Raw genomic sequence first — 7,005 nt, 5'->3', positions numbered from 1 at the left:
AACGAGACAAATGATCAATGCCAAACGCCGTTTAATTGAAACCGTTAGTGGTCACCTCGCCGGACAATTTGCTATCGAGAAGTGTTGGGCCCGGGATTTGTGGCATTTGAGTAATCGAATTGCCAGAAAACGGCTTTCTCACACGTTGGGTATTTTTGCCAATTTTAAACAAGGTAAAAATCAACGCGACTGGCTTCAACAAGCCAACGTTATAGGATGTTAAAGTCGAGCATCACGTTATATTACTTATTTCATTACACTACTGGAAAGAGCTACAACAAAATGACCTTTGATAAACATTATATTGCCGTCATTACTGGCGCTTGTGGGGGGATTGGTGAGGCTATAGCCCGTTCACTGGCAAAAGAAGGCATTTCATTAGCGCTATTGGATAATAAGTCACAAGCGCTGGAATCTCTGGTTGCCAAGCTAAAAGGCGAATATACGCAACCAATTATGGGTTTTCCCGTTGATGTAGCTAATGATCAATGTGTTGAAAAAGTATTTGCCACACTGAGTCATCAGTTGGGAGCGGTGGGTTATTTGGTCAATGGCGCAGGCGTATTATGTCACTCTTTTGTTACCGAGACATCCCTTCAGGATTGGGAAAAAACCTTTGCAGTCAATACAACCGGTGTGTTTAACGTTAGCCGCCATGCGGCCAATATGATGATGAAACAGCGGAAAGGCAGCATTGTGACCATCGCATCTAACGCAGCGCGTGTACCTCGGACAATGATGGCGGCATACTGCGCATCAAAAGCCGCAGCGCAAACATTTACTTATGCACTGGGGTTAGAAGTTGCACCTTATGGTATCCGCTGTAATGTTGTTGCCCCTGGGTCTACCGACACACCTATGCTGCGGGGTATGTGGCAGAACGAACGAGATCAGAAAAATACACTCAATGGCAATCTGCAACAATTTCGTATTGGTATTCCGCTCAACAAGATCGCAACGGCGAATGAGATCGCCTCGGCAGTCTGTTTCTACTTATGCGAAGAGTCAGGCCAAACCACACTTTCAACATTACTGGTCGATGGCGGCGCTGCCCTAGGAAGTTGTTAATTTTTAAAAGGAAAGCAGAATGAAAAAAATATCTCCCTATCCATTACCTATAGAATACTTATTACCGATATCCATTGCAAACTGGCAGGCTGATTACACACGTATAGCATTGCTCATCCATGATATGCAGCATTATTTTCTCAATTTTTTTACGGAGAATACATCACCTGTAGCACAGGTTATTGATAATGTGTGTCATTTGCTGAAGGTTGCCCGGCACCTGCAAATCCCCGTGTTTTATTCTGCTCAACCGGGAGATATGACTCCCCAACAGCGAGGATTGCTGCAAAGTCTATGGGGACCAGGTATGCGGGCCAGCCACGAACACAAACAGATTATCTCACAACTAGCCCCCCAAGAAGGTGAACAGGTTTTAACCAAGTGGCGTTACAGCGCGTTTTTCAATTCCTCACTGTTGTCTACGTTGCACAGCCTGAAACGCGATCAGCTCATCATATGCGGTGTTTATGCTCACATCGGCTGCTTGTGCACAGCACAGGAAGCTTACTCGAATGACATAGAAACTTTTTTCATAGCTGATGCTGTTGCTGATTTTTCTGCTGAAAAACATCGCTTGGCGCTAGAGCTGGCAGCAGAAACTTGTTCCGTAGTGTTATCCACTCAACAGCTCATCAACATTTTAGAATAACATCCTGTATTAAAGGAAATAATAATGTTATCTATCAATGAAACAGCACTCGCCGCTTGCAATATCGCTGAACTCCCAGTTTATATCACCAATCTCGATCGGCCCTTTGCTTGTATTTATCGTCCGCAAGTTGATATGGCTGATTCGGTGTTATTCCTTGAAGGCAATATTGAGCAATTTCCTTCCCTCTCTGATTTACCCCTCGATACCCCGACGGATGCTAACATCCATCAGGTATCGCAGTTGGTGCTGCTCCCTTTTAATCAATTAAAGGAAAAGGGTTATTCCTGCATTGACGACCATGAACAAGTGATTGTTATGCACATTGATAAACTGGCATATTATCCTGTTAACCAGTTTATGGCAGCCATCACCAATTACGATATTCAGCCGCAGAATCTTCGTTTCGATCTCGATGATCAAGCGTACGGTGAGATTGTTGATACCGTAATAAATCAGGAAATCAGCGCAGGGGAAGGCAGTAATTTCGTTATTTCACGCAGTCTAGAAGCTGATCTTGATGATTTCAGTACCAGACACGCGCTGAGTTTATTTAAACGATTGGTACAGTCAGAATGCGGAGCTTATTGGACATGGATATTCTATACTGGTAACCGCTATTTTATTGGCAGTACACCCGAACAACATATTAAGGTTAACCAACCATCTGTTTCGATGAACCCCATCAGCGGTACATTCAGATATCCTAAGTCTCAGCATTTAGAGCGTGCGTTGTGTAATTTTTTACAGAATAAAAAAGAGTGCGACGAATTATTCATGGTAGTTGATGAAGAACTCAAAATGATGAGCAGCATTTGTCAACGCGATATCCAAGTATCCGGTCCAAAACTCAAGACGATGTCCCATATCGCCCACACAGAATACTATATTAATGGTGAGTCTGACAGGGGACTGAAGGAAATTATCCAGCAATCGCTGTTTGCTCCAGCAGTCACGGGTAGCCCAATTGAAAATGCCTGTAAAGTCATTGCACGCCATGAACAGCGAGGTCGTGGCTATTATAGCGGTGTTATTGCTATTATTGGTAATAACGACAAAAAACGTTATCTAGATTCTGCAATCGTGATCCGTACTGCGGATATCAGCTCACAGGGGCATTTCCGCTTGATGGCAGGTTCGACCATCGTCAGGGGCTCCGTACCACATAATGAAGCCTGCGAAACACGCGCTAAGTTGCAGGGATTGATGCATTCTTTCTTTGATGTTGCGACAACATCGGCAGGCTCGCCAAAAACGGAAATATCCGCAAAGTTGTATAGCAGAGCAAACCAACTTTTGGCACAACGCAATGAGAAAACATCCGCATTCTGGCTGGGAAAGATGAAACAAAACAGGGTGATCCTGCCTCACAGCAAGATCATCCTGATTGATATGGAAGATAATTTCACCGAAATGATCGCCTATCAGCTAAGAAGAGCAGGTTGCTCTATCACAATTGTTCCTTGGTATGACAGTCAGTGCAAATTGCTACAGACCAGTAACAACATTGTGTTCATCGGCCCGGGACCGGGTGACCCTACAAACCTGGAACTCGAAAAAATTCGGATTGCTCGACAAGTTATTGCGCAACAATTGCGTTCCCAACATCCGCTAATTGGCACGTGTCTGGGGCATCAACTCATTTGCGCTGAACTTGGCATCCCAATTATACGTTTGTCCAAAAGTCGTCAGGGCAGTCAATATCAGGTATCAATTCAGGGGAAAAAACATTGTGTTGCTTTCTATAATAGCTTTTCTGCCATGCATTATGAGCCTTTTTGGTATAGCACAACGTATAACAAAACTATCCATTTAGAACGATTTGTTTCTAATGAAATTATTGCATTATCGTCAAATAATGTCGCCTCAATTCAATTTCATAACGAGTCATTTTTAACACAAAATGCATTTCCTATCTATCAGTGGCTTATACAAAACTCATTAAGAAAAAAGTCAACGGCAGAAAAATTTGACGCAATTTAGAATCATCTTACAATTTCTTCTGATGTAATGTTGTGCTTTAATAAATCTTGACAGATGCCCACTGCTGCTTTTTCCATACCCATTAACTCCCTCTGCTTTGTGACAGTAACGACAAACTACATCAACTTTAGCCATATCTTATCTATATAAAAAGCAGGGGGTTTATCATCATATCTAATTATTTTGAGCATGACCAACAATCGCACCAATATAGGATAAATAAATGAGAGTTTATATTACACTTTTACTTTTTCGTCTCCGATACTATTCGGATGTCACATCTGAAATACTTAAAAAACGTATGAATATCACACTGTTTTTTCTTTTAATTATTTCTCCTATGGCAATGCCATTTTTATTACAGATGCGCCTGTTAGCCACTCCTATTTTAGCGCTAACTGATGATCATAATATTTATCATGTGCTATTTATATGGTTTTTATTATCAATTTCATTCATTATCATTTGTAGCATTCAGACAAAAGGTATTAGTGGAGGAAATTATCAGAATTTTTTAGATACCTTACCAATTAGTAAAAATATTATAAATTCATTAAACTTATCTTTACTATTCATTATTGATATTCCCATTTTTATACCATTTTTTGCAGCAATGTTATTTGGTCATGAAGGAGATGTAGGCAATATTGTTGTTTTTAAAAGATCAATAATAATTTTATCGTTAATGATATATTTTTTATTTTTTCAATTAGTTTTCCTCTATTCACAATTCTCTTGTTTAATTGTTTTTTTATTTTCATTATTCATTCCTTTTGTAATATCCATTACATCATCATTCATCATAAAAATACTTTCATTTATAGCAATGTATGTATGTATTTATAAAGTTAAAAAATTTCCATTTGCTTTTTCCAAAAAAATAAATAAAATAAAACCCCTAAAATTAATTACCCCAAATAAAGGATTTAAATTCAATATCGGAATGATATCATTTTATTATTTGTTTGGACTGAAATATATAAATCAAAGAATAAATTTATTTATTATTTTAATTGTTACACTTTTAATACTTTCATTATTAAAATCCTCTGGATTAAGTTTTTCAGTTATTATTTTACTTGTTGCGTTTTCTCATGTAATTCTCATGTTTCAAACATCAGTGCTTTTACATACAATGATTTCTTTGCATATGCCGATGTTTGGATTATTTAAGTCTTTTTGTATATCAGAAAAAAATATTTTACTTGTGATTTTAAATGTTTTGTCAATAACAATAATTGCACTAACTGTTCCTCTTGCTATAACATTATATTACAACAAGCTAACATTTATATCTATTTTTATTTTACCAACAACACTTTTCCTATTTAGGATTATCTGTATATTGCAAAAAAATAGATCTGGATTTATTTTTAAATTTTTATTATTCAATATATCAGTATTTACTATATGGGAAGGTAGTTGTTTAATACATAACTTAAATTAATGAAAGCCTTGAATTCGCCCAAGCCTAATAAGCCACCAAAACTTGATCATCAAGATGGTAGCTTATTATATGAATTAAAGTTGTATTTTTTATTGTGTAATAAAATCACAAAATATATTATCTTTCAATTATGATTTATTAGTATGTTATTTTTTATTATAGTAACTTTTAGATATGGAATATTTATTTAACTTGGATTCGCATGATAAGTGCAATTTCTGAAAAAGGCGGTCAGTTGCTATAGTAGGCATCTTTCTCGCCAAAAAAAGCACTTTACCGCTGAACCACCTGAGGTGAGCAACATCAGCGAAGCTAATGCCCTTATCCGGGAACTCTGGACCAAACTCCGTGAATACGAAGACCACCTGGCTCAGAATTCGCGTAATTCCTCATGTTCTCCGTCCAGCGATACGCCTCAAGCCAGGGCTGAACGGCAAAAGCTCAACGCCCTCGTCGCCCAAATCCGGCTGGCGCTCAACCAGGCCACGCAGGGCATCGCCAACCACTGAGCGCACTGAAAGACACGGATACGGTGGTACGTTGTCTGCCCGATGGCTGGTGTTGCTCTGCCACAGTATCTTTCGTACCCGGCATCGGTATGAAAGCAGGGAAATAGACGAAATGCACTGGCGTAACCGTCTTTCCAGACTGAGGAAAAGTCTGGTGAGCTGGCTGAAAAAGGGGGGAACAGGTTCCGGCGTCCCACTATGCCGGAAGGTATGCTTATCTTCTTAGGCATGAAACGAGGTTATGGGTTTTTCTCCGTCATAAAGACATCCCGTTGACCAACAATGAGGCGGAACGGTGCCTGCGTGGCAGTGTGATCATGCGAAAAATTTGCTTTGGGACAAGTTCCCAGCGGGGTGAACAATGACTGCTGTCGGTGGTGGAGCACGGAAGATGTAGCCATTCACCAACCATATATTAATTAGGTAGGAAGCAGCTTAAACACATCAGAGTAAGGCTGTTCCTGAGTTTGGACAGGCGGTTGGCCAGTGCACTTCGTCAATTTCCTGACTTTCATAGCAGTGTTGAGTATGAAAGACACTGTGGCAGTGCAAAACCAACAGGTTACCGACATACGATGTCAGTACGCCATAAAGGAGGGAAAGTCAGAATTTGTGCAGTAATGCGTAAACTCTTACGATTAGCTTATGGCGTGATGAAATCGGTTACAATATTTAACGCAGAAATACTGCTTGCAGTTTAAGGCGAATTCAATTCCAAAATGCGACACTGTTTCCTTATCCTTTAATTTCTAAAGGGTTTTTATCTTGAATTCCTGTTAGTTCTGACAAATCCACATCTTTTCCTGTCGTGCGAAAAATTTCTTTACGCCTGAGATTAAATAGGTGATGGCAATGTTCACACATGTCATTAACGTTATTAAGGTTTTTGATTGCTTTTAATGTCCTGACGGCATATTTACCACACCGACACCTAACTACATAGATAGCACTACTTTTTCTGTCACTTCGTTGAGATAAAGGGCGGACACCTAATACGGTAAAAAAACCATATTCATAACCTTGAACCTGCATCAGTATGTTTATTAAATTTGGTTCCATTTTACTTAAACGTAAATCATACGTAGTTTTGTAAGGAATAAAATAATTAGCATATTTTTTATTTTTCTTGCTGTTATCGCTTTCATCAGTGTCGTTCATTGCTTTCTCTAATCCATTTTATAATACATTAAATGCGTTCTAATTTAACTATTTTCATTATTAATTCAATAACGAAAAAAGTAAACTTAACATTTAAGTTAAATCCGTTAGGTATAAGTTTTAAAAACACACTGAACCCTTTGGTTAAATTACCTTTTCTAATTGCAATACATCAAATCTCATATTCAGCG

General features: G+C 38.8%; 6 protein-coding genes and 2 pseudogenes. 7 read left to right on the top strand and 1 reads right to left on the bottom strand.

Annotation, left to right across the window (positions count from 1 at the left end):
* From ABLA76_RS16810 to ABLA76_RS16780, 7 genes and pseudogenes are all read left to right on the top strand, one after another.
* Positions 1-223: pseudogene (locus tag ABLA76_RS16810) on the top strand (IS982 family transposase); the annotation flags it as partial.
* 59 nt (positions 224-282) lie between these two features.
* The gene (locus ABLA76_RS16805; protein ID WP_348988805.1) at positions 283-1,068 is read left to right on the top strand and encodes a 2,3-dihydro-2,3-dihydroxybenzoate dehydrogenase; all 786 of its coding nucleotides are present in this window, start codon (positions 283-285) and stop codon (positions 1,066-1,068) included.
* A gap of 19 nt (positions 1,069-1,087) precedes the next feature.
* Complete coding sequence (locus tag ABLA76_RS16800) at positions 1,088-1,717, top strand: isochorismatase family protein (RefSeq protein ID WP_348988804.1); 630 nt, start codon at positions 1,088-1,090, stop codon at positions 1,715-1,717.
* A 24-nt stretch (positions 1,718-1,741) separates the two neighbouring features.
* Entirely contained in the window at positions 1,742-3,700 is a 1,959-nt protein-coding gene (locus ABLA76_RS16795; RefSeq protein ID WP_348988803.1) for a chorismate-binding protein, read from the top strand.
* A 223-nt stretch (positions 3,701-3,923) separates the two neighbouring features.
* Complete coding sequence (locus ABLA76_RS16790; RefSeq protein ID WP_348988802.1) at positions 3,924-5,147, top strand: hypothetical protein; 1,224 nt, start codon at positions 3,924-3,926, stop codon at positions 5,145-5,147.
* A gap of 218 nt (positions 5,148-5,365) precedes the next feature.
* Positions 5,366-6,018, top strand: a pseudogene (locus ABLA76_RS16785) (DUF6444 domain-containing protein); the annotation flags it as partial.
* 117 nt (positions 6,019-6,135) lie between these two features.
* Positions 6,136-6,357, top strand: coding sequence for a hypothetical protein (locus tag ABLA76_RS16780; RefSeq protein WP_348988801.1), 222 nt, complete (start codon positions 6,136-6,138; stop codon positions 6,355-6,357).
* A gap of 34 nt (positions 6,358-6,391) precedes the next feature.
* Here ABLA76_RS16780 and ABLA76_RS16775 read toward each other — a convergent pair whose 3' ends face one another.
* Positions 6,392-6,814 (bottom strand): hypothetical protein, encoded by a 423-nt coding sequence (locus ABLA76_RS16775; RefSeq protein WP_348988800.1) that lies wholly within the window; start codon positions 6,812-6,814, stop codon positions 6,392-6,394.
* Between the last annotated feature and the right edge of the window lie 191 nt (positions 6,815-7,005).

This window comes from Xenorhabdus sp. SGI240, from assembly GCF_040081915.1.
In the GTDB taxonomy this organism is placed as follows: Bacteria; Pseudomonadota; Gammaproteobacteria; order Enterobacterales; family Enterobacteriaceae; genus Xenorhabdus; species Xenorhabdus bakwenae.
The sequence above is the reverse complement of the archived record's forward strand: the minus strand, read 5'-3'. Positions and strand labels throughout refer to the sequence as shown.

Excerpts from the sequence above, each read along its gene's own strand:
- ABLA76_RS16790 (WP_348988802.1), top strand. The coding sequence starts at position 3,924 with ATGAGAGTTTATATTACACTTTTACTTTTTCGTCTCCGATACTATTCG.
- ABLA76_RS16775 (WP_348988800.1), bottom strand. The coding sequence starts at position 6,814 with ATGAACGACACTGATGAAAGCGATAACAGCAAGAAAAATAAAAAATAT.
- ABLA76_RS16795 (WP_348988803.1), top strand. The coding sequence starts at position 1,742 with ATGTTATCTATCAATGAAACAGCACTCGCCGCTTGCAATATCGCTGAA.
- ABLA76_RS16805 (WP_348988805.1), top strand. The coding sequence starts at position 283 with ATGACCTTTGATAAACATTATATTGCCGTCATTACTGGCGCTTGTGGG.
- ABLA76_RS16800 (WP_348988804.1), top strand. The coding sequence starts at position 1,088 with ATGAAAAAAATATCTCCCTATCCATTACCTATAGAATACTTATTACCG.